Consider the following 26,444-nt stretch of genomic DNA (forward strand, 5'->3'; position numbering starts at 1 on the left):
AGAACGTAGTCAGCACCTCGTCCCGCCCCTACGGTGTGGCCAATGCGCCGCCCCCCAGCTCTGCCGAACCAGCCCGGTCCCCCCTTCGACGCCCCCGCCGCCCGTCGCCTTCGCGCCGCCCTCGGCATGGGACCCGAGCACGTCGCCCACGGCCTGCGTTCCTCGTACGGGCTCCCCTACGTCACCCCGGACCTCGTCCTCGCCTGGGAACGCGGGGCCACCACCCCGAGCAGCCCCGAACTCACAGCTCTCGCGGGTGTGTTGTGGTGTTCCCCCGGTGAACTCATCGGCCGTCCGCGGACCCTGCGCGAGCACCGGATCGCCCGTGGACTCCCGCCGGCGGACGTCGCCCGGGCCGTCGGGTACGAACTCGGGGCGTATCTGCGGATGGAGGAGAGCGAGCGATGGCGGGGCAGCGAGCGGCAGTCCGCCGTGCTCGCCGAGCTGCTCGGCCTGTCGGTGTCGGACTTCGTGACCGTCGCGGGGCGCGACGCCGAGCTGGCCGACCTGCTGCGCGGCGCGGTCACCACGCGCTGGCAGGGGTATGTACGGCCGGTGGGCAAGGTCGTGCCCCTGGAGCGGCGTCTCCTGGAGGGGGTCCTCCAGGAGTTGCACGGCGTCTACCAGGGGCAGATGGCCGCCACCCTGAGCTGGGACGGGGCCGGCGACCGGGGTGAGGCCGGCCGGGACTTCCTCGACGGGATCGTCGAGCGGTTCTGGGCCGGGCTCGAAGGCGGCAACACGCCCTAGAAGACCGACTCCGCCTCGTCCATCCGGTCCTTGGGGACCGTCTTCAGCTCGGTCACCGCCTCCGCGAGCGGCACCATCACGACGTCCGTCCCGCGCAGCGCGGTCATCCGCCCGAACTCGCCCCGGTGCGCGGCCTCCACCGCGTGCCAGCCGAAGCGGGTCGCGAGGACCCGGTCGTACGCGGTCGGCACGCCGCCGCGCTGGATGTGGCCGAGGATGACCGGCTTGGCCTCCTTGCCGAGGCGCCGCTCCAGCTCGTAGGCGAGGGCCGTACCGATGCCCTGGAAGCGCTCGTGGCCGAACTGGTCGATGTCGCCCTTGGCGTAGTCCATGGTGCCCTCGGCGGGGTGGGCGCCCTCGGCGACACAGACCACCGCGAACTTCTTGCCGCGGGAGAAGCGCTCCTCGACCATCTTGACCAGGTCCGCCGGGTCGAAGGGGCGCTCGGGGAGGCAGATGCCGTGGGCGCCGGCCGCCATGCCGGACTCCAGGGCGATCCAGCCCGCGTGCCGGCCCATGACCTCGACGACCATCACTCGTTGGTGTGACTCGGCAGTCGTCTTCAGGCGGTCCATCGCCTCCGTGGCGACTCCGACCGCGGTGTCGAAACCGAAGGTGCGGTCCGTGGAGGAGATGTCGTTGTCGATCGTCTTGGGGACGCCGACCACCGGCAGACCCGCGTCGCTCAGCATGCGCGCGGCGGTCAGCGTGCCCTCGCCCCCGATGGGGATCAGGGCGTCGATGCCGAAGTCGTGGACGATGTCGGAGGCGCTTTCGCAAGCCTCGCGCAACCGGTCGCGCTCCAGGCGGGAGGAGCCGAGGATGGTGCCGCCGCGGGCCAGGATGCCGCTGACCGAGTCCAGGTCGAGGCCCCGGTAGCGGCCGTCGAGCAGACCGGCGTATCCGTCCTCGAAGCCGATGACCTCGTCGCCGTAGTTGTCGACCGCGCGGTGCACGACCGACCGGATCACGGCGTTCAGGCCGGGGCAGTCGCCGCCTGCGGTGAGAACTCCGATACGCATCGTGCTGTGTCTCCTGCTCCGTGTGGATACCGGTGAGCCAGTCCCGATTGTTTCATGCCGTCCGGACCCGTGTCGTTTCCGTCCAGCTCCACCACCACTCCCCTTCCACTCCACCCTTGCTCCGCGCGCCTTAACCATCGCCGGAGGTATTGTCAAGAGGGTTCTGCTCACCTCGGTGGGCGATTTTTGTACGCACATCTGTACGCTCAGACGAAACGGAGATCCCGCGTGACGCGCAGCGTGTACGTGACCGGTATCGACCGCGGCGACGGCCGCCAGGTCGTCGAGCTGGGAGTCATGGAGCTCCTGACCCGGCAGGTCGACCGGGTCGGGGTCTTCCGCCCCCTCGTCCACGACGGGCCCGACCGCCTGTTCGAGCTGCTCCGGGCCCGCTACCGGCTGTCCCAGGACCCGACGACCGTCTACGGCATGGACTACGCGCAGGCGTCCGCCCTCCAGGCCGAACAGGGCACGGACGAGCTGGTCTCGGCGCTCGTCGACCGGTTCCACTCCGTCGCCCGGGACTACGACGTCGTCCTCGTCCTCGGCACCGACTTCGCCGACACCCAGGTCCCGGACGAGCTGTCCCTCAACGCCCGGCTCGCCAACGAGTTCGGCGCCTCCGTCATCCCGGTCGTGGGCGGCCGTAAGCAGACCCCCGAGTCCGTGCTCGCCGAGACCCGCAACGCCTACCGCGCGTACGAGGGTCTCGGCTGTGACGTGCTGGCCATGGTCGCCAACCGGGTCTCCCCCGCCGACCGGGACGCGATAGCCGACGGGCTCGACGCCCGGCTTCCGGTGCCGTGCTACGTCCTCCCCGACGACGCGGTCCTCTCCGCCCCCACCGTCGCCCAGATCACCCACGCGCTCGGCGCGAAGGTCCTGCTCGGCGACGACTCGGGGCTGGCCCGGGACGCGCTGGACTTCGTCTTCGGCGGGGCCATGCTGCCGAACTTCCTGGGCGCCCTGACCCCGGGCTGCCTGGTCGTCACCCCGGGCGACCGCGCCGACCTGGTCGTGGGCTCGCTCGCCGCGCACAGCGCCGGCACCCCGCCGATCGCCGGCGTGCTGCTCACCCTGGACGAGGTGCCCGGCGACGACGTCCTCACCCTGGCCGCCCGCCTCGCCCCGGGCACCCCGGTGATCTCGGTGCCCGGCACCAGCTTCCCCACCGCCGCTGAACTCTTCTCCCTGGAGGGGAAGTTGAACGCGGCCACCCCGCGCAAGGCGGAACGGGCGCTCGGCCTCTTCGAGCGCTACGCGGACACCGCCGGCCTCAACCAGCGCGTCTCCGCCCCCAGCAACGACCGCCTCACGCCGATGATGTTCGAGCACAAGCTGATCGAACGGGCCCGCTCCGAGCGGCGCCGGGTCGTCCTGCCGGAGGGCACCGAGGAGCGCGTGCTGCACGCGGCCGAGGTGCTGCTGCGGCGCGGGGTGTGCGACCTGACCCTGCTCGGTCCGGCCGACCAGATCCGCAAGAAGGCCGCCGACCTCGGCATCGACCTGGGCGACTCCCAGCTGATCGACCCGGCCACCAGCGAGCTGCGCGACTCCTTCGCCGAGCAGTACGCCCTGCTGCGCGCCCACCGGGGCGTCACGGTGGAGCTGGCCTACGACGTCGTCTCGGACGTGAACTACTTCGGCACGCTGATGGTGCAGGAGGGGCTGGCCGACGGGATGGTGTCCGGGTCCGTGCACTCCACGGCCGCGACCATCCGGCCCGGCTTCGAGATCATCAAGACCAAGCCGGACGCCTCGATCGTGTCGTCCGTGTTCTTCATGTGCCTGGCCGACAAGGTCCTCGTCTACGGCGACTGCGCGGTCAACCCCGACCCGAACGCCGAGCAGCTCGCCGACATCGCCATCCAGTCGGCCGCGACCGCCGAGCAGTTCGGCGTGGAGCCGCGGATCGCGATGCTGTCGTACTCGACGGGTACGTCCGGTTCGGGCGCCGACGTCGACAAGGTGCGCCAGGCCACGGAGATCGTCCGCACGCGGCGCCCCGACCTGAAGATCGAGGGGCCGATCCAGTACGACGCGGCCGTCGAGCCGACGGTGGCGGCGACCAAGCTGCCGGGTTCGGAGGTGGCCGGGCAGGCCAGCGTGCTGATCTTCCCCGACCTGAACACCGGCAACAACACCTACAAGGCCGTGCAGCGCTCGGCCGGCGCGATCGCCGTCGGCCCGGTCCTGCAGGGTCTGCGCAAGCCCGTCAACGACCTGTCCCGGGGCGCCCTCGTCCAGGACATCGTCACCACCGTCGCCATCACGGCGATCCAGGCCCAGACCTCCGCCCTGTCCCCGAGCGAGAAGGCAACCGCCCAGTGACCGCGACCCGCGTCCTCGTCCTCAACTCCGGCTCCTCGTCGGTGAAGTACCAGCTGCTCGACATGAGCGACGGCAGCCGGCTGGCGCTGGGCCTGGTCGAGCGCATCGGTGAGGAATCGAGCGCCCGCCTGAAGCACACACCGCTCGGCACGGGCGAGACCCGCGAGTGGAGCGGCGCCATCGCCGACCACGAGGCCGCCCTGAAAGCCGTCGCGGAAGAGCTGGCCAAGGACGGGCTGGGCCTGGACTCGCCGGAGTTGGCGGCGATCGGGCACCGGGTGGTGCACGGCGGGAAGTCCTTCACCGAGCCGACGGTGATCGACGAGTCCGTGCTCGCCGAGATCGAGCGGCTGATCCCGGTGGCCCCGCTGCACAACCCCGCCAACCTCACCGGCATCCGCACCGCACAGGCACTGCGCCCCGACCTGCCCCAGGTCGCCGTCTTCGACACCGCCTTCCACACGACGATGCCGGAGTCTGCGGCGCGCTACGCGATCGACGTACGGACCGCCGACGAGCACCGGGTGCGCCGCTACGGCTTCCACGGCACCTCGCACGCGTACGTCTCCCGGGCCACGGCGAAGCTGCTGGGGAAGGCGCCCGAGGACGTCAACGTGATCGTGCTGCACCTCGGCAACGGGGCGTCCGCCTCCGCGGTCCGGGGCGGGAAGTGCGTGGACACCTCCATGGGGCTGACGCCTTTGGAGGGGCTCGTGATGGGTACGCGCTCCGGAGACATGGATCCGGCCGTCATCTTCCATTTGGCGCGCGTTGGAGGAATGTCCATCGACGAGATCGACACTCTCCTCAACAAGAGGAGCGGGCTGATCGGCCTGTGCGGGGACAACGACATGCGGGAGATCCGGCGCCGGACCGACGAGGGTGACGAACAGGCCCAATTGGCCTTCGACATCTACATTCACCGGTTGAAGAAGTACATCGGCGCCTATTACGCGGTACTCGGCCGGGTGGACGCGGTCGCCTTCACCGCCGGGGTGGGGGAGAACGCGGCGCCGGTGCGGGCGGCCGCCGTGGCCGGCCTGGAGGAGCTGGGGCTCGCGGTGGACGACGAGCTGAACGCCGTACGGGCCGACGAGGCGCGGTTGATCTCGCCCGCGCACGCCCGGGTGGCGGTCGCGGTGGTGCCGACGGACGAGGAACTGGAGATCGCCACACAGACCTACGCACTGGTCGGACAGTAACAATATGCGGCTCCGCCGCGTGGCAGCTGAGCAATGCACGGCAGTAACCGGCAATAACACGACACGCCAGTAACACGCCTGAGCGCACATCCGCCCATTTGTATTTTCCGCCAGACGGAATATTCCGTAGCGAAACAAACCGATAGGATCGTCCCATGCGCCGTTCGAAAATCGTCTGTACTCTCGGCCCCGCGGTCGACTCCCACGAGATGCTCGTGTCGCTGATCGAGGCCGGGATGAACGTGGCCCGCTTCAACTTCAGCCACGGCACCCACGCCGAGCACCAGGGCCGGTACGACCGTGTCCGTGCCGCCTCCAAGGAGACCGGCCGCCCCATCGGCGTCCTCGCCGACCTCCAGGGCCCGAAGATCCGCCTGGAGACCTTCGCCGAGGGCCCGGTCGAGCTGGAGCGGGGTGACGAGTTCACCATCACCACCGAGGACGTGCCGGGCGACAAGCAGATCTGCGGTACGACCTACAAGGGCCTGCCCGGGGACGTCTCGCGCGGCGACCAGGTCCTGATCAACGACGGCAACGTCGAGCTGAAGGTCCTGGACGTCGAGGGCCCGCGGGTCAGGACGATCGTCATCGAGGGCGGTGTGGTCTCCGACCACAAGGGCATCAACCTGCCCGGCGCGGCCGTGAACGTCCCGGCGCTGAGCGAGAAGGACGTCGAGGACCTCCGCTTCGCGCTGCGCATGGGCTGCGACATGGTCGCCCTGTCCTTCGTCCGGGACGCCAAGGACGTGGCCGACGTCCACCGTGTGATGGACGAGGAGGGCCGTCGGGTCCCCGTCATCGCCAAGGTGGAGAAGCCGCAGGCGGTGGACAACATGGAGGACGTCGTGATGGCGTTCGACGCCGTCATGGTGGCCCGTGGCGACCTGGCCGTCGAGTATCCGCTCGAGAAGGTCCCCATGGTGCAGAAGCGCCTGATCGAGCTGTGCCGGCGCAACGCCAAGCCGGTGATCGTGGCGACCCAGATGATGGAGTCGATGATCACCAACTCCCGTCCGACCCGCGCCGAGGCCTCCGACGTGGCCAACGCGATCCTGGACGGCGCCGACGCGGTCATGCTGTCCGCCGAGTCGAGCGTGGGCGCGTACCCGATCGAGACCGTGCGGACGATGTCGAAGATCGTCACCGCGGCCGAGCAGGAGCTGCTGTCCAAGGGCCTGCAGCCGCTCGTCCCGGGCAAGAAGCCGCGCACACAGGGTGGTTCGATCGCGCGCGCCGCGTGCGAGATCGCCGACTTCCTCGGCGGCCGCGGCCTGGTGGCCTTCACGCAGTCCGGCGACACCGCCCGCCGCCTGTCCCGCTACCGCGCGCAGCAGCCGATCATCGCGTTCACCACCGACGAGGGCACCCGCAACCAGCTGACGCTCAGCTGGGGCGTCGAGTCGCACATCGTGCCGTTCGTGAACACGACCGACGAGATGGTCGACATGGTGGACCAGGAGATCGCCAAGATCAACCGTTTCGACCCGGGCGAGATCGTCATCATCACGGCCGGCTCGCCTCCCGGCGTCCCCGGCACCACCAACATGCTCCGCGTCCACCACCTCGGCGGCAACGCGCAGCACTGATCTCCCCGGGGCCCACAAGGCCCTTGTACGGCGCTGAGGGCGCCCCCTGGAGTCAGGGGGCGCCCTCAGGCGTGTGCGGCTCCCGAAGGGGCTTGTGAAGGCCGCTCAGCCGGTCGCGTACTGATGCAGTCCGGGCACGTGCAGGGTGCCGCCGAACTGACCGGCCTGCTGCACGGTCACGTTGGTGAAGTAGATGAGCGGGATGTTCAGCGGCGGCGGGTTCTTCGGGTCGAAGGTCACCGGGATCAGACCGAACAGGTTGCCGGATATCTTCTCCGTGTACATCACGGTGTCGCCGTCGCGGATCGTGGACGTGGTGCCCTTCCCCGCCTGCACGTGGTAGGTCTTCCCGGAGTTGGGGTCCTTGACCGACTGGTGCAGGTCACCGATGTCGGTGCCGTCGGATACGACGAACTTCAGCACTTCCTTGGTCGTGCCGTTGGCGGTCTTCACCTTGACGATGCCCTTGTAGTCGGCGCCCTTCAGCAGCAGCGAAGTGGCGTTCAGCGTCCAGGGCTCGTCGGGCAGCCGCACCTTGTTGTCGATGCCGCCCTCGGCGTCCGTGGCGACCGGGCAGTCGTCCGCGTCCGGCGAGGGGCTCGCCGACGGGCTCGGCGTGGCGGTGGCCGCGTCGGCCGCGTCCTTCGCCGCTTCCTCGGCCTTCTTGGCCGCCTCGGACGCCTTGTCGGTGGTGCCCTCGACGGTGTCCTTCACCGTGTCGGTGACCTTGTCGGTGGTCTCCTTGACGGGGTCGGACGAGTCGGAGGTCTTGCTGTCGCCGTCGTCGCCGCTGTCGCTGCCCGCGGCGGGCGCCGGGGACGAGGCGGAGGGGGACGGCGTCGGGCTCGCGTCCGAGGAGGCCTTGCTGCCGCCGGTGAAGACGTCCTCGAGGGTGTCACCGATGGTGTCGAGGAGGCCGCCACCGGTCTCCGACGCCGACGGGCTCGGCGTGCCGGCGCCCGAGCCGGAGGACTCGGCCTCCTTGCTCGCCGAGGCGGAGGGGGACGGCGTGGGCTCGGTCTTGTCGTCGGAACCCGAATCCGACGAGGAGTCCCCGCCGCCGGAGCCGCCCGTGGCCGTGGGCTCCGGCGTCGACCCCGTGTCGTCGGTCTTGCCGCCGGTGTCGCCGGTGCCGTCCTTGCCGTCCGTCGTGTCGTCGGAGGAGTCGCCCGCCGAGGTGGAGGGCGAAGGCGAGGCCGACGGTGACGCCGACGGGGAGGCTCCGTCCTCCAGCGCCGCGACGCAGTCCTTGTACTCGTCGGCCGACAGGCTCTTCGACGGCGATGGCGAGTTGTTGTTGTCGGCGATCGCCAGGCTAGCCGTGAAGCCCATCCCCATGAGGACGGCGGTCGGCATCGCCGCGAGGGCCATCGCCTTCCCGGCCGGCATGTGGATCCTGGTGAACAGCGGCTTCTTGGGTGCCGCATGGCGCGGCCCGGTTCTCACACGGGACGCGTCCACATCCGCCCCGTGGGTCACCTCGTCAGCCGGCACTGTGCCTCCCGTTCGCCCCGTTGGCCGGGTTCGTTCCTGACAGATCGTTCGGCTCGCCGACCCCGTCCGCGCTCTTGGTGGTCTGTACGACCGGACCCGCGGGGCCCGGGTCGACGACCGCGCCCTGCGGGACATCACCGAATCCCGTGGACGCGTGCGCGTGCTCCGGCGCGCCCGGCGCCCAGGCAACGGCCATCGCTCCGCCGACGAGCGCGAGGAGGAAGCCGACGAGGAAGCCACCGAGGTTGGACACCGGGATGGACACCAGGGCCAGCAGGATCGCCGCGACACCGGCGAAGACCCGTACGTGCTTCTGGAACCACAGGCTGATGCCGAGGACCACGAGCAGTACGCCGATGATCAGGGATCCTGCGCCCGCCGTGGTGGCCATCGCCAGCGTCAGGTGCCCGATCTGCAGGTGTGCGTACGGGAAGTAGGCGATGGGGATACCACCGAGGAGGATGAACAGGCCGGCCCAGAACGGCCGACCGCCCCGCCAAGCGCGGAAGTTCCGCTTGATGACCGAAATGTAGTGCTCATCGCGGCCGGGGGCGGCAGGAGTCTCGGCGCTCATGGAAAACAGCTCCCTGGTGCGGCGTTGCTGTGGTGGTGAGTTGTCTTGCGTGTGAAGATCCGGGCTTCAGAGTGGACGGGCGGGGGGCCACCGGCTCCCCCGCCCGTCAGCGAGTGCTTAGTAGCACTCCTTGACACCCGTCGACAGCGACATCTTCAGGCCGCTGAGCTTGAAGGTTCCGGCGGTGGTCGCCCACGCCGTCTGCTTCACGTCGGTCAGTTCCGCGGACTCCGCCTGCTGGGCGAAGCCGAACGGGTTGGCCGAGTCACCGCTCTTGATGCCGGGACCCTTGCTGAGGTCCTTGCCGGCCACACCGATGTCGATGCCCTTGAACGTGGCGTCCGCGCTCAGGTCCTCGACGTCGATGTACAGGTTCTCGGCCTGGACCGGCTTGTCGCCGCCGCCCGCCTTCAGCGTCAGGCTGACCGAGCCGAGCAGCGGGATGTTCGGGGTGACCACGGACTGGCACATGTTCGTGATCGACGCGGACTTGAACGCGGAGACGGCGACGGGGTGAGCCGTCTTCTTGCCGTCCATCGTGTAACCCGAGTCAATGGCCCCGTACTGCGAGAAGCCCGTACCGACGAGCTTGTCTGCCGTGACCTTGAACGACTGGCCCGACACGCTGAACGACGCTGCGAGCGCGCCCTGCGCGAGGGCGATACCTATACACGCCGTGGCGGCGACGCTGGGCACCATGACCACAGCGAACCGCTTCCATCTGGTCCCGCCACGCACCTGGGACTCCATATTTCCTCCTTCTCGGACGTACATCTCCTGGCCCGGGCGCGCCTCCGGACGGCGGCTCGGCCGGGCAGGGATGGGAGAAGTGCTACGTCCTCGGAAGGGAGAGCGCCTGCGCTCGGTGGCGCGAACCGCGCCCGAATCACCGGCGATCACCCCCGAGCGACAACCACTGGTCGCGCCTGACACGCATCACGCACAACCCTGCCGGACAGGCTTCACCCGAAGGGCGAAGACCCCCCTGTCCAAGAGCCGACGGCATCGGCCGTCGACTCTGCTCGGTGGGGACCCAGAGGATCCCGCGGGCCCGATTGGCTGTCGGGGTACGGGAATGGACCGAGCGTCGCCGATCGTGGTGCATTCTCGCGCCAGGCACAAGGGGGTTCGTTACTCGCTAGTAACGGCCGGATAACCGAACAACGACCCGCAGGTCTCGACCGGCGACGCAGGGTGGTCCCGGGGTGTGGGACAAAGCCATGAATGGGCGGACAGAATCCGACAGATCAACGCCGATGTCTTACTGGCAGTAACAGCGGCCGCGATTACCAAGATTTGGTAAAGCGCGGCCGCGTACGATGATCCTCGGCCAATTTTTCACTCCGGCATCACATGCCCGAGTGTTTAGCGACTGGTCAGGACACGGCTTCCGACCGGCTCAGAACAGGGCGCGCGCGAGCGCCCTGCGCGCCGCCGTCACCCGCGGGTCCTCGGCCCCCACCACTTCGAAGAGTTCGAGCAGCCGCAGCCGTACGGCGTCCCGGTCGTCGCCCGCCGTGCGCCGCACGGTGTCGATAAGTCGGCCGAAAGCATCCTCGACATGACCGCCCACCAGATCCAGGTCCGCGGCGGCGATCTGCGCCTGTGCGTCCGCCGGTTTCTCGGCCGCCTCCTTGCGCACCTGCTGCGGGTCCGCGTCCTGCACTCGCTGGAGCAACTCGGCCTGCGCCAGTCCGAGTTTCGCCTCCATGTTGCCCGGGTCGTCGATCAGTACGTTCTTGTACGCCTGGACGGCACCGCCCAAGTCGCCCGCGTCCAGGGCGCGCACGGCCGCCTCGAGCAGGGCGTCGTGCGGACCGGCCGGCACCTCGGCGGGGGCCGGACGGCCACCGGGGTCGGCCTCGGGGTCGACGACCAGGCCGGTCAGCCCGAAGCGCTGCTCGGCGACCTGGACCAACTGGTCGAGGGTCTGCCGGATCTGGTCCTCGCCGGCGGCGCCCTGGAAGAGCGGCAGCGCCTGCCCGGCGACGACCGCGAACACCGCGGGGATCCCCTGGATCCCGAACTGCTGCATCAGCATCTGATTGGCGTCGACGTCGATCTTGGCGAGCAGGAACCGCCCGTTGTACTCGACCGCGAGCCGCTCCAGGACGGGGCTCAGCTGCTTGCAGGGCTGGCACCACTCGGCCCAGAAGTCGAGGACGACGGGCACCTCGGCGGAGCGCTGCAGGACATCGCTCTCGAACCCCGCCTCATCGACGTCGATGACGAGATCGGCCGGGGAGACGGCTCCCGTGCCGCCCTGCTGGGCCGCTTGGGCGCGCGCCTGCTCCGCCTTCGCCTTGGCCTCCTGGGCCGCCTTCACCGCGGCGAGGTCGACGACCCCGCTCATGGACATGTTCCGTGGCTGCATGCGTCTATCCTCCCCCGTACTCGCGCGTGCGCGAAAAGCGATATGAAAAGCAGGCCTGGTCCGTGCCGTCCGGCGCCGGGTCCCCACCCCACGCCGAGTGATCGTCGCCCGTGTACGTCCGTCACGGGCGTCGTCCCGAGAGCCACGAGAGCCTCGTCACAAGCTTTCGCTACGAGTCGTAGCGTAATGGCAGGAGGGGGTCGAGCAACACCACGCCTCGGTGATCTCCCTCACGGCACCACCACACTGGCCGGTTATGGTCGAGGCATGCAGACCAGCACCCCCTCGGGCCGCCCCGGCCGCCCGCGCAGCGCGGCCGCGGACACCGCGATCCTGGCCGCCACGCGTCAGGCACTGGTCGAGCTGGGCTGGTCGAAGCTCACCCTCGGAGACGTGGCCACGCGCGCCGGGGTTGCGAAGACGACGCTCTACCGACGCTGGGCCGGCAAGCACGAACTCGTCGTCGACGCGGTGGCGGAACTCTTCGACGAACTGGAACTCCCCGACCGGGGCAGCCTCGCCGCCGACACCGAGGGCGTCGTCCTGCAGTTCGCGGCCATCCTGGCCCGTCCCGAGGCCAAGAGCGGGCTGATGGCGGTGGTGGCCGAGTCCACCCGCGACGACGCGCTGCGCGAGCGGATCCGCGCCTCCATCGTCGAACGCCAGAAGCGTCTGGTCCTCCAGGGCCGCACCCGGGCCCAGGCGCGCGGCGAACTCCCCCCGGAGGCCAGCCCCGAGGAGACCGCCCGCACGGTCGACCTCATCTTCGACATGGTGGCGGGAGCGGTCGTCCACCGCACGCTGGTGAGCGCGGAACCGGCGGACGAGGAGTGGGTGCGCAGCTTCACGCGGGTGCTGCTGCTGGGGCTGATGTCGTCCGCGTAGGCCGGGCACGCACCCACTCGCTGGGCCGTGTCCGCAAAGTCCCGTCTGGCTCGCGGCGTCTGGCACGGCCCCTCGCCGCGTTGTCGGGATCGCCCGCGTACGCCCAGTACGCAGGCGACCCTCCGCCTTGCGAGTCACCGCACCAGACGCCGCGAGCCCTGCCCTGCGGGCAGACGGCGCTGCTTTGCGGATACGACCCAGGCGTCTCAGGGGCGTCAGAACCCGGCGGGTTCCGTGTAGACCCCCCACTCGTCCCGCAGCACCCCGCAAATCTCGCCCAGGGTCGCCTCGGCCCGTACGGCGTCCAGCATCGGCGCGATCATGTTGGAGCCGTCGCGCGCGGCCGCGAGCATCGCGTCCAGCGCGGCGCGTACGGCCGCGTCGTCCCGCGCGCCCTTGCGGCCCGCGAGCGCCCGGACCTGCTCCCGCTCCACCTCGTGGCTCACCCGCAGGATCTCCAGGTCGCCGGTGACGGACCCGGTGTGGACGTTGACGCCCACCACCTTCTTGTCGCCCTTCTCCAGGGACTGCTGGTAGCGGAAGGCGGACTCGGCGATCTCGCCGGTGAACCAGCCGTCCTCGATGCCCCGCAGGATCCCGGAGGTGATCGGCCCGATCGGGTGCTGTCCGTCGGGGTGGGCCCGCAGCCCCCGCTCCTTGATCTGCTCGAAGATCTTCTCGGCGTCGGCCTCGATCCGGTCCGTCAGCTGTTCGATGTACCACGAACCGCCCAGCGGGTCCGCGACGTTGCCGACGCCCGTCTCCTCCATCAGCACCTGCTGGGTGCGCAGCGCGATCTCCGCGGCCTGCTCGCTCGGCAGCGCGAGGGTCTCGTCGAGGGCGTTGGTGTGCAGCGAGTTGGTCCCGCCGAGGACCGCCGCGAGCGCCTCCACCGCCGTACGCACCACGTTGTTGTACGGCTGCTGGGCGGTCAGCGAGACGCCGGCGGTCTGGGTGTGGAAGCGCAGCCACTGCGCCTTCTCGCTCTTCGCCCCGTACACGTCCCGCATCCAGCGCGCCCAGATCCTGCGGGCCGCGCGGAACTTGGCGATCTCCTCGAAGAAGTCGACGTGCGCGTCGAAGAAGAAGGACAGGCCGGGCGCGAAGAGGTCCACGTCGAGTCCGCGGCTGAGCCCCAGCTCCACGTACCCGAACCCGTCGGCGAGCGTGTACGCCAGCTCCTGCGCGGCCGTCGCCCCGGCCTCGCGGATGTGGTAGCCGGAGACGGACAGCGGCTTGTAGGCGGGGATGCCGGCCGCGCAGTACTCCATGAGGTCGCCGATCAGGCGCAGGTGGGGCTCGGGCTGGAAGAGCCACTCCTTCTGTGCGATGTACTCCTTGAAGATGTCGGTCTGGAGGGTCCCGTTGAGCACCCCCGGATCCACACCCTGTCGCTCGGCGGCGACGAGGTACATGCAGAAGACGGGCACGGCCGGCCCGCTGATGGTCATGGACGTCGTGACGTCACCGAGCGGGATGCCCTTGAACAGGACCTCCATGTCGGCGGCCGAGTCGATCGCCACACCGCAGTGCCCGACCTCGCCGAGCGAGCGCGGGTCGTCGGAGTCGCGCCCCATGAGGGTCGGCATGTCGAAGGCGACGGACAGACCGCCCCCGCCGTTGGCGAGGATCATCTTGTACCGCTCGTTGGTCTGCTCGGCGTTGCCGAACCCGGCGAACTGCCGGATGGTCCAGGTACGCCCCCGGTACCCGGTCGGATACAGCCCACGCGTGAAGGGGTACTCCCCCGGCCACCCGATCCGCTCGAAGCCCTCGTACCTGTCTCCCGGCCGGGGCCCGTACACCGGCTCCACGGCATCGCCGGAGAGCGTGGTGAAATCAGCGTCGCGCGTGCGCGCGGCGTCGTACCGGGCCTGCCAGCGACGGCGGCCCTCCTCGATGGCGTCAGCGTCCATGCTCTCAAATTTACTAGGACGTCCTAGTAATTGTCGATGGCAGACCGCCGCACGCTCATCCGTACGGCGGTGCCGGTTACGCCTTGGCCACCGCGGGCGACTCGTCCGCGACCTTCGTCTCCAGCTCGCGGGTGACGTTGCGCTCCACGAAGAACGCGGCCGTCGGAACCGTCCCGGCCAGCAGCACCCACAGCTGCTTGCGCACCGGCCACTTCGCCTTGGAGCCCAGGTCGAAGGCGACGATCAAGTAGAGGACGTAGAGCCAGCCGTGCGCGATGCCCACCACGCTCGTGAAGCCGTCGGCGCCGTCGATCTTCAGCAGGTACTTGGCGATGACGCCCAGGGTCAGCAGGACCAGCAGCACGCCGGTGACGTAGGCCATGACGCGGTAGCGGGTCAGCACGCTCTTTTTCATGGGACCGAGCGTAACCACGCGTTCCGGGAGATCTTGTCCCGGGTCAGTCCTCGTCGAAGTCGTGTGCCGCGATCCTCAGCGGCCGCAGCATCGCGAAGATCTCCGCGCACTCCTCGGCGTCGTAGACACCGAGGCCGAAGTCCATCGCCATCAGGTCGCGGGTGGCCGCCTCGACCACCTCGCGGCCCTTGTCGGTGATGGAGGCGAGGGTGCCGCGGCCGTCGTTGGGGTTGGGGCGCTTGTCCACCAGACCCGATCTGACCAGGCGGTCGACGGTGTTGGTGACCGACGTGGGATGCACCATGAGCCGCTCGCCGATCTTCGACATCGTCAGCTCACCGGCCTTCGAGAAGTTCAGCAGCACCAGCGCCTCGTACCGCGCGAACGTCAGCCCGTACGGCTTGACCACGGCGTCGACCTCGGCGAGCAGGATCTGGTGCGCGCGCATGATCGAGGTGATCGCGGCCATGGACGGCACGTTTCCCCACCGCTGCTTCCAGAGCTCGTCGGCGCGGGCGATGGGGTCGAACGGGAGACTGAGCGGCTTCGGCACGTCTCCAGACCTTACCGGCCGGTCACATGGTGGTCAGCCCCGTCTCGCCCTTCGGTCCGCGGACCTGAACGGCGAGCAGCGCACAGCACACCGTCCCCAGCACACCCGCCCCGGTCACGGTCGCCGTCACCCCCACGAGCTCCGCCGCCAACCCCGCCAGCGCCATACCCACCCCCTGCACGGTCATCAGTCCCGCCGTGAGCAGCGTCATCGCCCGGCCCCGCAGCTCCTCCGGCACGGCCCGCACGAACCACTGGTCCAGGCCCAGCGTGTACGCGGACCCCGCCCCGGAGACCAGCAGCAGGAGCAGCGAGACGGCGAGGCCGGGGCACAGGGCGTAGCCGAGGTACGGCAGCAGAGTGAGGCAGACCAGCGGCAGCACGACCCGCTCCCGGGCGTCGGGCCGCAGCCGGGCCCCCGCGTACAGCTCGCCGGCGACCGTACCGACGGGCAGCGCGCACATCAGCAGGCCCAGGCCGGTCGATCCGACCCCGAGGTCGTCGGCGTACGGGGCGGCCAACGCCTCCGGCGCGACGGAGAACATCGGCGGCACCCAGAAGAGCAGCAGCAGGACCCGCGTCCGCCGGTCGGCGAGGACCTTGCGGGCGCCCTTGAGGGAGTCCGTCACCAGCGCCGCCCCGCCGTCCCCGGCCCGGGCGGGCCGATGCCGGGTGCCGCAGCGCAGCAGCGTGGCGGAGGCGAGGAAGGTCCCGACGGTGATGAGGAGGGCGTGGCGCGGGGTGACCACGGTGAGCAGCAGCCCGCCGAGGCCGTAGCCGACGAGCAGCGAGCTCTGGGCGGTGATCCGCAGCAGGGAGCGGCCGAGCACGAAGAGGTCGCCGTCGCCGAGCACATCGGCCAGCGTCGCCATCCGGGTCCCCGCGAACACCGGCGAGACGACGGCGAGGCAGCAGCGCAGGGCCAGCAGTACGGCGATGGAGGCGCCCGGCGTCACCATGAGTGCGACGCACCCGGCGCACACCAGATCGCACGCCACCAGCACCCGCCGGGCCGGGAAGCGGTCGGCGACGCCCGCGAGCAGGGTGCCGCCGACGACGTACGGCAGGAAGCCGAGCGCGAACGTCAGCGCGCTCATCAGCGGGGATCCGGTCAGGTCGTAGACGAGGACGGAGAGCGCGATCTCGCTGACGATCAGGCCCAGCATGGACAGCAGATGGGCGGCGAAGACGGCTCGGAACTCACGGACGGCGAAGACGTCGGGGTAGCGGCCGTGGCCGGTGGGGGTGGGCGGTGTCGGAATGGATGCTGTCGGGTGGTCCGTCGTCTGTTCTGGTGGCATGGGCAGCAGCGTGCTGAGTTCGTGCGGCGCTGCGTAGAGTTTCGGCGGCAGCCGAATCTTCTCCGGAGGTGACCGTGCCCTCACGCCTGCACTTCAGGGAGGACGACTTTCTCCGCTGCCGCTTCGCCGTGTCCCCGCTGTGGGAGACGCAGGAGGTGGCGCGCACGCTCAAGCGGCCCGACCGGCACGGCTACCACGTGCCCTGGCTGCGCCGGGTCCGTACGGCGGCCGACGCGCTCGACCTGACCGGGCTGTGGCTGCTGATGCCGCGCCGCGGCCACTCGCCCGACTGGCTGTGCCCGCCGCCGGCGGGGCCGGCGGCCTCCTTCGAGGAGGAGATCGCCGCGGTGCGGGCCGCCGATCCCGGGGCGGCCCGCGAGGACACGGCCCGTTCCCTCGCGGACACGCCGGGCGCGCTCGACTCGCCGCACGGCCGGGCGTGGCTCGCCGACCCGGCGCGGATGGTGGAGGAACTGGCCGACACGCTGGAGCGGGTCTGGCTCACTCTCGTCGAGCCCGACTGGCCGAGACTGCGCGCGCTGCTGGAGGCGGACGTGGCGTTCCACTCCCGGCGGCTCGCCGAGGTGGGCCTGGGCGGTCTGCTCCCGGAGATCAACCGCCGCTGCGGCTGGCACGCCGGAACCCTGACGGTGGACTCCAAGGGCGAGCACGAGCGCCACCTGGGCGGCCGGGGCCTGGTGTTGATGCCGAGCGCGTTCGCCTGGCCGGATGTCGTCAGCGCCTTCGACCCGCCGTGGCAGCCCACCCTGGTCTATCCGGCCCGCGGGATCGCCGCCCTGTGGTCGGAGCCGGCCGCCGACACTCCCGACGCGCTCGTACGCCTCCTGGGACGCGGGCGGGCCACCGTCCTCATGGCCCTCACCGACCCGGCCACCACGACCGCCCTCGCCCACCGCCTCGCCCTCGCCCCGTCCTCGGTCTCCGCCCACCTGACGACCCTGCGCGACGCGGGTCTGCTGGTCGCGCGCCGGTACGGCCATCAGGTGCTGTACGAACGGACGCCGCTGGGGATGGCGTTGGCGTCGGGCGGGGGCTGACGACGTCATAGCGGGTGGATGCGAGTCGCGGGTGGGCCGCGGCCCACGCCCGTGCGGGTGGACCGCGGCGTTCCAGGGTGCCGGTCAGGGTGTCGCGGCGGGGAGCCGGGTGGGTACGACGGGCAGCATGACGCCGCGGCCGATCGGCGCGGTGTGCGGTACCACGCGTCCTTCCCTGGCCGCCTCGAGCAGGTTCGGCAGCGTGTACGGTTCGGCGCCGTCGAGGTCGACCTGGTAGCCCATGTCTCCGAGGCTCGCCGCGGTCAGCCTGCTCAGCGGGTTGCCGGGGCCGGAGATGAACGGCGACATGAGCTCGTCGAGGAACACGGCCTCACGCCAGTGGCTGTCCCGGGTGCCGGGCTCACCGAAGTTGGCGACCGGTACCGACACCGGCTGGGCCTCGCCGATGAGCGCGGCGAACTCGGCCTTGGCGCCCGGGCCCTCGAAGGTGGGGTCGTCGCCGCCGGCGCCCATCAGGAGGTCGAAGGTGATCCACAGGGTGCCGATGCCCAGCACGTGCCCCATCTCGTGCGTGATGACGTCGACGAGCGTGCCCTCCGCCTCCATCTCGGCGAGATCGGCGGAGTCGAACCTCATCACGCCCTTGGCCGGCAGGGACGCGCCGAACTGCGCCTTGTCGTCACGGAAGTCGGTGGGACCCGCCATGCCCAGCACGCCCTGGGGTCCGTCGATCTCGACGCCCTCGGCCTCGATCAGCAGATCGTCGATGACGTCGTCCCTGACGACCGCGGTGTCCAGGTCCCCCACGATGACCCTGCACCAGCGGTCGGCGGCCGCCGCGAAGGCGTCCTCCTGGCTCTGGGTGAGTCCGCCGAGGAAGCGGACCTCGATGGTGAACGGTGACGTCGTGTCCGCGACTTCCTTCGCCCGCTCGAAACTGGCGACCGACCTGTACGTCCTGAAGGCGCTCATGACTTTGCCCATCACACATCTCCTTCGGATCCGGCCCAACGAGGCCACCCCCGCGTTCCAGGCTAGGCCGGAAGGAGTAGGCGTGCCTGTCGGCCGCCCACGCAATGCAGTTGAGCGAACAACTACGAGGGTGGCGTCGGTCCACGCCGGCCGGAGCGCCGCAGCCGATGCCGGACCGCCCGCTGCGCCACCGGCCCCAGTTCCTCCAACGCCCCTACCAGCATGCCGAGTTGCTCCAGGGCGTCCAGCGCCGCGGTGGCACCCACCGCGTCCACGCCCTCGTACAGCTCGATCCCCACGAAGGACCCCGCCACCGCCCGCGCCAGTCCCGGTGCATCCACGAATTCTGCGAACGGCGTCTGGGCGAGCACCCGTACGAGCACCTGCTCGATCTCCACGATCCACAGTTCGAGACCCGCCGCGGTCGCGGGGCCGAGGCTCTCGTGGGTCTGGGCGCCCGCAAGCAACTGGCCCAGCAGCGCGACATGGCCCCCGGCCCGCTCCTGCTCATGGATCTCCCGCCCCACGGCCAGCAGCTCGGACAGCGACGTGACCGCGGCGAACCGGGCCCGGTAGCGCGCCACCGTCCGCTCAGCGCCGTACCGGCAGGCCGCCGCCAGCAGTTCGTCCACGGAGCCGAAGTGGTAGAAGACCAACGCCTGGTTGACCCCGGCGGCCGCCGCGATCGTACGCGCCGAGACCTTCGCGATCCCCTGCTCGGTGAGCGTCCGCAGCGCCCCCTCCAGGAGTTTGGTCTTCGTCTCCTGCGACTTCGCCGTCTCCGGACTCACGCACGGACCTCCTCGCGCACCGGCCGCAGCCCGGCCCGCACACCGCACCGCCGGACATCGGTGTAGGTCGCGGTGAAGGAGCCCTCGTAGCCGAACAGCGGCCCGAAGTACCGGTTCACCACCCGTACCCGGATACGGAAGCGGTCGGTGACGTCGTCGTACGACTCCCGCACCTCCGCACTCGCCCCGATCAGCTCCGGCACCCGCACGTCCACCACCCCTTCCCTGAACCGGTGTTCACCGGAGCGGATCAGCAGCGAACCGTCGGGCTCGGCGTGGAAGTGGAGGTCGCTGGCGAGGTGCTGGTGGGTGCCCAGGTAGTCGAGGACGCGGTCGCCCTTGGGGCTCAGCACCATCTGGGCGTCGAAGCGGCGTGAGCGGCCGGGCAGGTCGAAGGTACGCACGAAGGTCACCGTCTCACGGCCGAAGGTGTCGGTGTACGGAACGTTCTCGATGACGAAGGGAACGTTCCGGCCGGCCCTGGGGACAAGGATGTTGCGGGTGGAACCGAGCGCCAGGAACGGCTTCACGAAGGCACGGCCGTGCCAGACGCGGTCCATCACCCCGCGCCCCGTACACGCCTCCCCGCTCGCGAGGCCGACCGAGAAGCGGCGCTGGAGCCGCGGGTGCAGGCGGTGGAAGTCGGCGCCCATCACCGTGCGGAAGATCGAGGCGGGAGCGGTCGCGTCGCGCGCGGCAGAAGTCATCGCGGGTTCTCCAGGGCTCGCATCAGGCGTGGCGCACGCACGCGCGTGGGCGGTTGCCGCAGACAGCGGCGGGCGGCCGGGGTGCAGGCCAGCGGCGACTTGAACAGGGCGACGCAGATGGCGACGGCCAGCAGCAGCGGGCACAGGTAGGCCGTGTTCGCCGCGAACGGGCCGAGGAGGCGCAGGAGGGAACCGAGGCCGAGTCCGGTGCAGCAGAGGGTGACGACGCCGGCGCGGACCACCAGTTCGGCGAGCCAGTTGAGAAGCGCGCGCTCCGGTGTGATCCCGCGCTCCAGCCACAGCCGCAGGCGGTCGAAGGACCAGGCGGTGGCCCAGCCCATCAGCGGGCGGAACACCAGCCGGTCGGCCACGGTTCCGAGGCGGCCCCAGCGGGGGCGGTAGTCGTAGCCGGTGAGGAAGCGGACGCCGTCGCCGTCGGGGACGTAGCGCCAGTAGCCGCTGCCCTCGGCGAGCAGGGAGAGGGGGTGGGGGGAGGCGAAGCGCAGGGCGGACGTGCGGGTGCCGTCCGCGCGCTCCTTCTCGCCCGCGGAGACCCCTGTCCCGGCGACGGTCAGGAAGGGCAGCACGCGCGTGGCGTAACGGAAGCGCTGTGGTTCGCCCTCCGCGCGCGGGAGATAGGTGATCTCCGTGAAGCGCACGTCCCAGCGCTGGTGCTGGGCGGGTTCCTGGGTGCGCGCCCACAGCTCGTCGAGGTCGGCGCGGATGTGCGCCTCTATGTAGAGCCCCATCGATCCCCCTGGTCAGCTCACCGTTTGAGCGACTGCTCAAATTTACGGAACCGAAAGTACACCTCTTTGAGCGACCGCTCAAATACCTGGGACGAGAAAAACCCCGGCCGCGGAGGCCGGGGTTCGCTCTGCGGGGCTACTGGGCCAGATACCGCTCCACCGTCTCCACCTTGGACGTGAGCCCGTCCGCCACACCGGGGCGGATGTCGGCCTTGAGGACCAGGGACACGCGCGGTGCCCGCTCCTCGACCACGGCGACGGCACGCCGGACGACGTCCATGACCTCGTCCCACTCGCCCTCGATGGACGTGAACATCGCGTCGGTGCGGTGGGGCAGCCCGGACTCGCGGACGACACGGACGGCTTCGGCCACGTACTCCCCCACCTCCTCGCCGACCCCCAGCGGCGTCACGGAGAAGGCGACGATCACGACGCCTCCACCACGCCCTCGCGGCGCGCGCGGGACGCGATGACCGCGTCCTCGGCCTCGCGGCGCAGCTTGCGCTCGGCGAAGAAGCCGCCGGTCGGCAGGACGGAGAGGACGAAGTAGAGCGCCGCGGTCCTGAGGTCCCACTTGGTGCGGTTCCAGGCGTCGGCCCAGAAGATCACGTAGAGGATGAAGAGGACGCCGTGGATCAGGCCCATCGGGAAGACCGCGTTGAACTCCGTGGTCCGCTTCAGCACCGAGCAGACGAGGAGGAGCAGGAAGGAGACGGCCTCGGGGGCGGAGACGAGGCGGAGGCGGCGGAGGGCGGTGGCGGTCTTGAGGTCCACGGGTCACCTTCGGTGGGAGAGGTGTCGACGGTCGGGCGGTGTGGCGGCCTGCGCGGTTTGTGAACGCGCGCACAAGCGCCCGCCCATTGTGACAAACGAGTCGGGCGGTCCTCGGGAGGGGGTCCCGGGCCCACCCCTAAGGGCGCGTTCGGGGTGCGTCTCCACCCGTGGGCTCTGTCCGGCGGACCGGCCTGCGGCTACCTTCACTCCGTGGCGATGTTCCGACTGCAAGGAAGCAAGGTGCTCGCCGTCGACATGACCGGGGATGCCGTGAAGGCGAAGAACGGCTCGATGGTCGCGTACGACGGGCAGATGGCCTTCAAGAAGATGAGTGGCGGCGGCGAGGGGCTGCGGGGGATGGTGACCCGGCGGCTCACCGGCGAGCAGATGACCGTGATGGAGGTGAAGGGGCAAGGGACCTGCTGGTTCGCGGACCGCGCCTCGGAGATCAACCTCGTCAGTCTCCAGGGGGACAAGCTGTACGTGGAGTCGAGCAACCTGCTCGCGATCGACGCCGGCCTCAGGACCGGCACGAGCTTCACCGGACTGCGCGGCGCGTCCCAGGGCAACGGGCTGTTCACGACGACCGTCGAGGGCCACGGCCAGGCGGCGATCACGTCGGACGGGCCCGCCGTGGTGCTGCGGGTCAGCCCGCAGTACCCGCTGACCGTCGACCCGGGGGCGTACATCGCCCACCAGGGGAACGTACGGCAGTCCTTCCAGTCCGGTGTGACGTTCCGCACCTTCCTCGGGGAGGGCGGCGGCGAGGCCTTCCAGATCCGCTTCGAGGGCGACGGCCTGGTGTACGTGCAGCCGAGCGAGCGGAACACGATCGCGGGGGATGTGTGACATGCCCTTCCGTGAGCTCAACTCGAAGATCGTCGAGGCGACGGTCATGCCCGGCCAGCGGCTGTTCAGCCAGCGCGGCGCGATGCTCGCCTACCGGGGCGAGGTCTCCTTCACGCCCAACTTCCAGGGCGGCCAGGGCGGTGTGATGTCGATGATCGGGCGCCGCCTGGCCAACGAGGACACCCCGCTGATGACGGTCGAGGGCAGCGGCACCGTCCTCTTCGGTCATGGCGGCCACCACGTCCAGGTCATCCAGCTCACCGGCGACACGCTCTTCGTCGAGGCGGACCGCCTGCTCGCCTTCGAGGGCACCCTCCAGCAGGGCACGATGTTCATGGGCTCGCAAGGCGGTGTCATGGGCATGGTTCGGGGCCAGATCAGCGGCCAGGGTCTGTTCACCACCACCCTCAAGGGCCATGGCGCGGTCGCCGTGATGGCCCACGGCGGCGTCTTCGAGATCCCGATCACGCCCCAGCGCCCGGTCCACGTCGACCCCCAGGCCTACGTCGCCCACCACGGCGACGTCCGCAACAAGCTCTCCACCGCCCTGGGCTGGCGCGACATGGTGGGCCGCGGCTCCGGCGAGGCGTTCCAGCTGGAGCTCAGCGGCAGCGGCACGGTGTACGTCCAGGCCTCGGAGGAAAAGCTGTGACCACCTACCCGGGCGCAGGTCCCGTGGTCCATGACCCCATGACGCTGCCCGTCGACGACAACGTCAACGCCTACACCTTCTGCGTGGAGCTCAAGGGGAGCCAGTGGTTCCTGCAGAAGGGGAAGATGATCGCCTACTACGGCTCGATCGACTTCAACGGCATCGGACACGGCCGACTCGACCGACTTGTCCGCACGTCCTTTCATTCGCCTCTGCACGCGAGCGACTGGGTCGTGGCGGAGGGCTCGGGCAAGATGCTCCTCGCCGACCGGGCCTTCGATGTGAACTCGTACGACCTGGACGACGGCAATCTGACCATTCGCTCGGGCAATCTGCTTGCTTTTCAGCCAAGTCTGTCCCTCAAGCAGTCGATCGTGCCAGGTTTTCTCACACTCATCGGAACCGGAAAGTTCGTGGCCGCATCCAACGGCCCGGTGGTGTTCATGGAACCCCCCATCCGGGTGGATCCGCAGGCGCTCGTCGGCTGGGCCGACTGCCCCTCTCCGTGCCATCACTACGACCACGGCTACATGACCGGCGTGATGGGCGGTCTACGTGCGATGACGGGCCTCGGCGGGGCCTCCGGAGAGGAGCACCAGTTCGAGTTCGTGGGGGCCGGAACGGTGCTGCTCCAGTCGACGGAGACCCTGATGGCCGAGCAGGCCACCGGAGCGACTCCGCACGAGCCGGGCGTGCCCGGTGGCGGCGGCGCGCCAGGCGGTCACGGCCAGTCCGGCGCACCGCGACTTCCCGGACAGCTGGGAGACCTCCAGCGTCGCTTCGGGCTGTGAGCGGTAGTCTGCGGAGTGTGACATCGAACGCGTGCGCACCGTCACACTACCCTCATTAGTTCGCCTTTCAACTTCTTAGGTAGACTTCATTCATGGAGACCGAGACGGCCACACACTGGCTGACCGATGCGGAGCAGTGCGCCTGGCGCACCCACCTGGAGGTCAACAGGCTGTTGACGTACCAGCTCGAAAAGGACCTACAGCCGTTCGGCCTGACAATGAACGACTACGAGATCCTGGTGAACCTCTCCGAGTCGGAGGGCGTACGAATGCGAATGAGCGACCTCGCATCCGCCACCCTCCAGTCCAAGAGCCGCCTCTCGCACCAGATCACCCGCATGGAGAACGCGGACCTGGTGCGCCGGGAGAACTGCGAGTCCGACCGCCGTGGACTGTATGCCGTGCTCACCGAGCACGGCATGGAGACGATGAAGAAGGTCGCGCCCCATCATGTGGCGTCTGTGCGGAGGCACTTCATCGACCTGCTCTCCCCCGAGGCCCTGACCGAGCTCGACAAGGCCCTCAAGCCCATCGCGGAACACCTCCGCGGGCACCGGGGACGCCCCTGACGATCCTCTAGACCAGTGGCAGGCGGAGCTCGAACAGGGCTCCGCCTGTCGGCGCGCCACGGACCGTGAGCGTGCCGCCGTGCCGGGCCGCCACGTCACGGGCGATGGCCAGGCCCAGTCCAGCGCCGCCGTCGTCGCGGCTGCGGGCGGCGTCGAGCCGTACGAACCGCTCGAAGACGCGCTCCCGTTCGTCCTCGGGCACCCCGTCGCCGTCGTCGGCGACCTCCAGCACCGCCCGGTCCCCCTCCCGTCGGACGGTGACCGACACCGCCTCACGCGCGTGCCGCCGCGCGTTGTCCAGCAGATTGGCCAGCACCCGCTCCAGCTGCCCCCGGGATCCGGCCACTTCCACACCCTCGGCCGCCTCGACCGTCACCCCGGCCCGCCCCGCGGCCTCCTCCCGCGCCAGCGCCCCCAGGTCCACCCGCGCGTCGCCCCGCCGCTCCCCCGCGTCCAGCCGCGCCAGCAGCAGCAGGTCGGCGGCCAGTTGCTGGAGCCGTACGGTGTCCTCGACCGCGCCCGTGACGTCCAGCAGCTCGGGATGGGCGGCGCCCACCTCGAGCTGGGTGCGCAGACTGGCGATCGGGCTGCGCAGTTCGTGGGAGGCGTCGGCGACGAACCGGCGCTGGCGTTCCACGGAGGTCTCCAGGGCTGCCAGCGTCTCGTTGGTGGTGCGGGCGAGCCGGGAGACCTCGTCGTGGGTGTCCGGCTCCGGAACGCGGCGCGCCAGGTCCTCGGAGGCGGTGATCGCGGCCATCTCACGCCGGATGCCCTCCACGGGGCGCAGGGCGCGCCGGGTGACCAGCCAGGTCACGCCCGCGACCACGCCCAGCAGCAGCGGGAACCCGATCAGCATGCTGGTGAGCGCGGTGCGCACGGCGCTGTGCTCGGCGGACAGGGGGGCGCCCGCGTACACGGTCAGGGTGCCCCGGTTCCCGCTCTCCACCTGCACGACGGCGAACCGGTAGTCCTCGGTGTCACCGTCGACCGTCGCGGAGCCGTTGACGAAGTCGGTGTCCTCGTCGATCTCACCGGCGTCGGGCGTGCCGTTGTCCGCCCGGTCGTCCGCGTCGTCCTCGGCGTCCTCGGGCCCCTGTCCGACACCACCGCCGGCTGCCCGCGGGCGTACGGCATCGCTGCCCGTCCCGCTGATCCGCTCCAGGTCCTCACTGGCCGCGACCAGCTTCCCGTCCTCCGTGAGGACCTGGACGGGCCGGTCGTCGCCGTCCAGGGACAGCCGCGCGTACGTCCTCCCTGTCGCGAGTTCCGCGGCGACCTCCCGTGCGGTGCGTTCGGCGTGGGTGCCGGCCTGGCCGCTCAGGTTGGACCGCAGGGACAGCAGGACGGCCGCCCCGGCGGCGATCAGGGCGACGGCGACGACGAGGGTGGCGCCGAGGGTGGCCCGGGCCCGGACGGAACCGAACAGACGCCTCACCGGGCCGCTTCCAGCCGGTACCCGGCGCCGCGCACCGTCCGGATCAGCGTCGCGCCCAGCTTGCGGCGCAGGGCGCTGACGTACACCTCGACGATGTTGGGGTCGCCCTCGTAGGCGAAGTCCCAGACGTGGTCGAGGATCTCGCCCTTGGACACCACCTCGCCCGCCCGCAGCACGAGCTGCTCCAGGACGGCGAACTCCTTCGCGGTGAGCGCCACCTCGTCGTCGCGCAGGAAGACCCGGCGGGCCGCGGTGTCCACCCGGAGCTCGCCGAGGACGTGCACGGGCGACGCCCCGGCCCCCTGCCCGCGGCGCCGCAGCAGCGCCTTGATCCGCGCGACCAGCACCACGTACGAGAACGGCTTGGTCAGATAGTCGTCCGCGCCGGTGTCCAGGCCCTCGGCCTCGTCGTACTCGCCGTCCTTCGCCGTGAGCATCAGGATCGGTACGTCGTTGCCGGCGGCGCGCAGGGTGGAACAGACGCGGTAGCCGTTCATGCCGGGCAGCATGATGTCGAGCACGAGCAGGTCGTACGGCGACTCGCTCGCCTGGTGCAGCCCCTCCAGGCCGTCGTGGACGACGTCCACGGCATAGCCCTCGGCGGTCAGGCCCTTGGCCAGGGACAGGGCGAGGCGCTTCTCGTCCTCGACGATCAACAGGCGCATCGCAACAGGGTCCCAGACCCGACCTGAAGCGATCTTCAGGTGGCTTCAGCGTGGCTTCAGGTCCGGTCC

The 26,444-nt window shown here is 70.3% G+C and carries 27 protein-coding genes; 10 read left to right on the forward strand and 17 right to left on the reverse strand.

Annotated elements, in window-relative coordinates:
* Positions 1-42: 42 nt before the first annotated feature.
* Entirely contained in the window at positions 43-750 is a 708-nt protein-coding gene (locus AC067M_RS31800; protein WP_478700498.1) for a helix-turn-helix domain-containing protein, read from the forward strand.
* On the opposite strand, the gene AC067M_RS31805 is transcribed toward AC067M_RS31800, so the two are convergent.
* The gene (locus AC067M_RS31805) at positions 747-1,772 is read right to left on the reverse strand and encodes an ATP-dependent 6-phosphofructokinase (protein WP_478700499.1); all 1,026 of its coding nucleotides are present in this window, start codon (positions 1,770-1,772) and stop codon (positions 747-749) included. The two genes, AC067M_RS31800 and AC067M_RS31805, sit on opposite strands and share 4 nt — an antisense overlap.
* Before the next feature lie 228 nt (positions 1,773-2,000).
* Here AC067M_RS31805 and pta point away from each other — a divergent pair, with 228 nt between their 5' ends.
* The 3 genes from pta to pyk all read left to right on the forward strand — a co-directional run bounded on the left by pta (position 2,001) and on the right by pyk (position 6,891).
* Entirely contained in the window at positions 2,001-4,103 is a 2,103-nt protein-coding gene (gene pta, locus AC067M_RS31810) for a phosphate acetyltransferase (RefSeq protein WP_478700500.1), read from the forward strand.
* A complete protein-coding gene (locus AC067M_RS31815) occupies positions 4,100-5,305 on the forward strand; it encodes an acetate kinase (protein ID WP_478700501.1) in 1,206 nt (401 codons plus the stop codon). Before pta ends, AC067M_RS31815 begins: the two co-directional genes overlap by 4 nt.
* Positions 5,306-5,460: 155 nt before the next feature.
* A complete protein-coding gene (pyk, locus tag AC067M_RS31820) occupies positions 5,461-6,891 on the forward strand; it encodes a pyruvate kinase (protein ID WP_478700502.1) in 1,431 nt (476 codons plus the stop codon).
* A gap of 105 nt (positions 6,892-6,996) precedes the next feature.
* On the opposite strand, the gene AC067M_RS31825 is transcribed toward pyk, so the two are convergent.
* The 4 genes from AC067M_RS31825 to AC067M_RS31840 form a co-directional block, all read right to left on the reverse strand.
* Positions 6,997-8,385, reverse strand: coding sequence for a hypothetical protein (locus AC067M_RS31825; RefSeq protein WP_478700503.1), 1,389 nt, complete (start codon positions 8,383-8,385; stop codon positions 6,997-6,999).
* Positions 8,375-8,959: a DUF6114 domain-containing protein gene (locus tag AC067M_RS31830; protein ID WP_478700504.1), complete on the reverse strand. Its 585-nt coding sequence runs from the start codon at positions 8,957-8,959 to the stop codon at positions 8,375-8,377. Before AC067M_RS31830 ends, AC067M_RS31825 begins: the two co-directional genes overlap by 11 nt.
* 117 nt (positions 8,960-9,076) lie before the next feature.
* Positions 9,077-9,709, reverse strand: a complete 633-nt coding sequence (locus tag AC067M_RS31835) for a DUF6230 family protein (RefSeq protein ID WP_478700505.1) — start codon at positions 9,707-9,709, stop codon at positions 9,077-9,079.
* Positions 9,710-10,358: 649 nt separating this feature from the next.
* A complete protein-coding gene (locus tag AC067M_RS31840; protein ID WP_478700506.1) occupies positions 10,359-11,333 on the reverse strand; it encodes a tetratricopeptide repeat protein in 975 nt (324 codons plus the stop codon).
* A 267-nt stretch (positions 11,334-11,600) separates the two neighbouring features.
* Here AC067M_RS31840 and AC067M_RS31845 point away from each other — a divergent pair, with 267 nt between their 5' ends.
* Positions 11,601-12,218, forward strand: a complete 618-nt coding sequence (locus AC067M_RS31845; RefSeq protein ID WP_478700507.1) for a TetR/AcrR family transcriptional regulator — start codon at positions 11,601-11,603, stop codon at positions 12,216-12,218.
* Positions 12,219-12,433: 215 nt separating this feature from the next.
* On the opposite strand, the gene AC067M_RS31850 is transcribed toward AC067M_RS31845, so the two are convergent.
* The 4 genes from AC067M_RS31850 to AC067M_RS31865 all read right to left on the reverse strand — a co-directional run bounded on the left by AC067M_RS31850 (position 12,434) and on the right by AC067M_RS31865 (position 16,402).
* The gene (locus AC067M_RS31850; protein ID WP_478700508.1) at positions 12,434-14,134 is read right to left on the reverse strand and encodes an acyl-CoA mutase large subunit family protein; all 1,701 of its coding nucleotides are present in this window, start codon (positions 14,132-14,134) and stop codon (positions 12,434-12,436) included.
* 76 nt (positions 14,135-14,210) lie between these two features.
* Positions 14,211-14,549, reverse strand: coding sequence for a DUF3817 domain-containing protein (locus AC067M_RS31855; protein ID WP_478700509.1), 339 nt, complete (start codon positions 14,547-14,549; stop codon positions 14,211-14,213).
* A 43-nt stretch (positions 14,550-14,592) separates the two neighbouring features.
* A complete protein-coding gene (locus AC067M_RS31860; protein WP_478700510.1) occupies positions 14,593-15,102 on the reverse strand; it encodes a MarR family winged helix-turn-helix transcriptional regulator in 510 nt (169 codons plus the stop codon).
* A 22-nt stretch (positions 15,103-15,124) separates the two neighbouring features.
* On the reverse strand, positions 15,125-16,402 hold the full coding sequence (locus AC067M_RS31865) for an MFS transporter (protein ID WP_478700511.1): 1,278 nt from the start codon (positions 16,400-16,402) through the stop codon (positions 15,125-15,127).
* Between the two features lie 74 nt (positions 16,403-16,476).
* On the opposite strand from AC067M_RS31865, the gene AC067M_RS31870 reads away from it, so the two are divergent.
* A complete protein-coding gene (locus AC067M_RS31870) occupies positions 16,477-17,460 on the forward strand; it encodes an ArsR/SmtB family transcription factor (protein ID WP_478700512.1) in 984 nt (327 codons plus the stop codon).
* A gap of 84 nt (positions 17,461-17,544) precedes the next feature.
* On the opposite strand, the gene AC067M_RS31875 is transcribed toward AC067M_RS31870, so the two are convergent.
* The 6 genes from AC067M_RS31875 to AC067M_RS31900 all read right to left on the reverse strand — a co-directional run bounded on the left by AC067M_RS31875 (position 17,545) and on the right by AC067M_RS31900 (position 21,414).
* A complete protein-coding gene (locus tag AC067M_RS31875) occupies positions 17,545-18,405 on the reverse strand; it encodes a leishmanolysin-related zinc metalloendopeptidase (protein WP_478700513.1) in 861 nt (286 codons plus the stop codon).
* A gap of 110 nt (positions 18,406-18,515) precedes the next feature.
* Complete coding sequence (locus tag AC067M_RS31880) at positions 18,516-19,184, reverse strand: TetR/AcrR family transcriptional regulator (protein WP_478700514.1); 669 nt, start codon at positions 19,182-19,184, stop codon at positions 18,516-18,518.
* Positions 19,181-19,891, reverse strand: coding sequence for a DUF4166 domain-containing protein (locus AC067M_RS31885; protein WP_478700515.1), 711 nt, complete (start codon positions 19,889-19,891; stop codon positions 19,181-19,183). The genes AC067M_RS31880 and AC067M_RS31885 overlap by 4 nt, the downstream gene beginning before the upstream one ends.
* Positions 19,888-20,640, reverse strand: coding sequence for a hypothetical protein (locus AC067M_RS31890; RefSeq protein WP_478700516.1), 753 nt, complete (start codon positions 20,638-20,640; stop codon positions 19,888-19,890). The genes AC067M_RS31885 and AC067M_RS31890 overlap by 4 nt, the downstream gene beginning before the upstream one ends.
* 136 nt (positions 20,641-20,776) lie before the next feature.
* Complete coding sequence (locus AC067M_RS31895; protein WP_478700517.1) at positions 20,777-21,070, reverse strand: MTH1187 family thiamine-binding protein; 294 nt, start codon at positions 21,068-21,070, stop codon at positions 20,777-20,779.
* On the reverse strand, positions 21,067-21,414 hold the full coding sequence (locus AC067M_RS31900; protein ID WP_478700518.1) for a DUF3817 domain-containing protein: 348 nt from the start codon (positions 21,412-21,414) through the stop codon (positions 21,067-21,069). Before AC067M_RS31900 ends, AC067M_RS31895 begins: the two co-directional genes overlap by 4 nt.
* Positions 21,415-21,630: 216 nt before the next feature.
* Between AC067M_RS31900 and AC067M_RS31905 the strand changes: the two genes are divergently transcribed.
* From AC067M_RS31905 to AC067M_RS31920, 4 genes are all read left to right on the forward strand, one after another.
* A complete protein-coding gene (locus tag AC067M_RS31905) occupies positions 21,631-22,263 on the forward strand; it encodes an AIM24 family protein (protein ID WP_478700595.1) in 633 nt (210 codons plus the stop codon).
* A gap of 1 nt (position 22,264) precedes the next feature.
* Positions 22,265-22,915, forward strand: coding sequence for an AIM24 family protein (locus AC067M_RS31910; protein ID WP_478700519.1), 651 nt, complete (start codon positions 22,265-22,267; stop codon positions 22,913-22,915).
* 38 nt (positions 22,916-22,953) lie between these two features.
* Positions 22,954-23,706 carry an AIM24 family protein gene (locus AC067M_RS31915; RefSeq protein ID WP_478700596.1) on the forward strand — a complete coding sequence of 251 codons (753 nt, stop codon included), beginning with the start codon at positions 22,954-22,956 and terminating at the stop codon, positions 23,704-23,706.
* Positions 23,707-23,798: 92 nt separating this feature from the next.
* The gene (locus AC067M_RS31920) at positions 23,799-24,275 is read left to right on the forward strand and encodes a MarR family winged helix-turn-helix transcriptional regulator (RefSeq protein WP_133927787.1); all 477 of its coding nucleotides are present in this window, start codon (positions 23,799-23,801) and stop codon (positions 24,273-24,275) included.
* Positions 24,276-24,282: 7 nt separating this feature from the next.
* Here AC067M_RS31920 and AC067M_RS31925 read toward each other — a convergent pair whose 3' ends face one another.
* Together AC067M_RS31925 and AC067M_RS31930 are read right to left on the reverse strand one after the other, a co-directional pair.
* Positions 24,283-25,710 (reverse strand): sensor histidine kinase, encoded by a 1,428-nt coding sequence (locus AC067M_RS31925; RefSeq protein ID WP_478700520.1) that lies wholly within the window; start codon positions 25,708-25,710, stop codon positions 24,283-24,285.
* Complete coding sequence (locus tag AC067M_RS31930) at positions 25,707-26,375, reverse strand: response regulator transcription factor (RefSeq protein WP_478700521.1); 669 nt, start codon at positions 26,373-26,375, stop codon at positions 25,707-25,709. The genes AC067M_RS31925 and AC067M_RS31930 overlap by 4 nt, the downstream gene beginning before the upstream one ends.
* Positions 26,376-26,444: the final 69 nt, after the last annotated feature.

It is taken from the genome of Streptomyces sp. NPDC043427, assembly GCF_056436655.1.

Bases quoted from the DNA above. Each gene is read 5' to 3' on its own strand.
- AC067M_RS31800 (WP_478700498.1), top strand. From the start codon at position 43: ATGCGCCGCCCCCCAGCTCTGCCGAACCAGCCCGGTCCCCCCTTCGAC.
- AC067M_RS31805 (WP_478700499.1), bottom strand. From the start codon at position 1,772: ATGCGTATCGGAGTTCTCACCGCAGGCGGCGACTGCCCCGGCCTGAAC.
- pyk (WP_478700502.1), top strand. From the start codon at position 5,461: ATGCGCCGTTCGAAAATCGTCTGTACTCTCGGCCCCGCGGTCGACTCC.
- AC067M_RS31830 (WP_478700504.1), bottom strand. From the start codon at position 8,959: ATGAGCGCCGAGACTCCTGCCGCCCCCGGCCGCGATGAGCACTACATT.
- AC067M_RS31835 (WP_478700505.1), bottom strand. From the start codon at position 9,709: ATGGAGTCCCAGGTGCGTGGCGGGACCAGATGGAAGCGGTTCGCTGTG.
- AC067M_RS31840 (WP_478700506.1), bottom strand. From the start codon at position 11,333: ATGCAGCCACGGAACATGTCCATGAGCGGGGTCGTCGACCTCGCCGCG.
- AC067M_RS31845 (WP_478700507.1), top strand. From the start codon at position 11,601: ATGCAGACCAGCACCCCCTCGGGCCGCCCCGGCCGCCCGCGCAGCGCG.
- AC067M_RS31850 (WP_478700508.1), bottom strand. From the start codon at position 14,134: ATGGACGCTGACGCCATCGAGGAGGGCCGCCGTCGCTGGCAGGCCCGG.
- AC067M_RS31855 (WP_478700509.1), bottom strand. From the start codon at position 14,549: ATGAAAAAGAGCGTGCTGACCCGCTACCGCGTCATGGCCTACGTCACC.
- AC067M_RS31865 (WP_478700511.1), bottom strand. From the start codon at position 16,402: ATGCCACCAGAACAGACGACGGACCACCCGACAGCATCCATTCCGACA.
- AC067M_RS31875 (WP_478700513.1), bottom strand. From the start codon at position 18,405: ATGGGCAAAGTCATGAGCGCCTTCAGGACGTACAGGTCGGTCGCCAGT.
- AC067M_RS31885 (WP_478700515.1), bottom strand. From the start codon at position 19,891: ATGACTTCTGCCGCGCGCGACGCGACCGCTCCCGCCTCGATCTTCCGC.
- AC067M_RS31890 (WP_478700516.1), bottom strand. From the start codon at position 20,640: ATGGGGCTCTACATAGAGGCGCACATCCGCGCCGACCTCGACGAGCTG.
- AC067M_RS31905 (WP_478700595.1), top strand. From the start codon at position 21,631: ATGTTCCGACTGCAAGGAAGCAAGGTGCTCGCCGTCGACATGACCGGG.
- AC067M_RS31910 (WP_478700519.1), top strand. From the start codon at position 22,265: ATGCCCTTCCGTGAGCTCAACTCGAAGATCGTCGAGGCGACGGTCATG.
- AC067M_RS31915 (WP_478700596.1), top strand. From the start codon at position 22,954: ATGACGCTGCCCGTCGACGACAACGTCAACGCCTACACCTTCTGCGTG.
- AC067M_RS31920 (WP_133927787.1), top strand. From the start codon at position 23,799: ATGGAGACCGAGACGGCCACACACTGGCTGACCGATGCGGAGCAGTGC.
- AC067M_RS31930 (WP_478700521.1), bottom strand. From the start codon at position 26,375: ATGCGCCTGTTGATCGTCGAGGACGAGAAGCGCCTCGCCCTGTCCCTG.